Below are 666 nucleotides of genomic sequence, written 5' to 3'. Positions count from 1 at the left end.
GTCGTCGCCGGCGCCGCCTTCAAATGCTATCCCGCCCAATGCAACGGTGAAGCTGTCGTTGAATGCCGAACCGATGACTCTTTCGATGTTGGTCAGGGTGTCACCCTCGGCATCGCCGCCGGTGCCGACCAGGCCCGTGCCCAGACGAATATCAACGTTCACCGCCGCGGCCGACGTTGAGTAATCGACCGTATCGGTACCGGTGCCGCCATCCAGCTTGTCCGCACCGGCACTCCCTTTGATCACATCATTGCCACCCAGCGCATTGATATCATCATCCCCACTGGTACCTGCCAGCGTATCCACGCCGTTTGTCCCGTTTATCACTGCCATTGCGACTTCTTCCTTGCCATGTTGTTGAACCAGATACCTTTCCCGTAGCGATATGCATCGCAGAAGGGGCTTTCATATAAACGAAGCTGTGGAGGCTTTATCGACGCGAACCAATCCGGGCTTGAGCCCTGGATATAAACAAAACAGGCGACCCAAGGCGCCTGAATAGAAAGTGAACGTCAATACTGGATCAGTTCGGCAACCAGCCCTCGGCCCAGTAGTTGAGATTGTTGCTCTTGAGCATGTAATCGCGCAGTACTTCCTCACGCAGTTGGCGTACCAGCCGCAGCGCTCGTTTTATGGCGATTCCCGCAGGAAACGCGCCAGCTCATG

1 protein-coding gene is annotated in these 666 nt (G+C 56.2%); it reads right to left on the bottom strand.

The genetic code is table 11. The annotated features are described in order from the left end of the window. Positions 1-333, bottom strand: a 333-nt coding sequence (locus PMI30_RS00005) for a calcium-binding protein (RefSeq protein ID WP_008015338.1), incomplete at its 3' end; no start/stop codon positions are given. Positions 334-666: the final 333 nt, after the last annotated feature.

The organism is Pseudomonas sp. GM50 (assembly GCF_000282375.1).
In the GTDB taxonomy this organism is placed as follows: Bacteria; Pseudomonadota; Gammaproteobacteria; order Pseudomonadales; family Pseudomonadaceae; genus Aquipseudomonas.
This window is presented reverse-complemented; position numbering and strand designations above follow the sequence as displayed.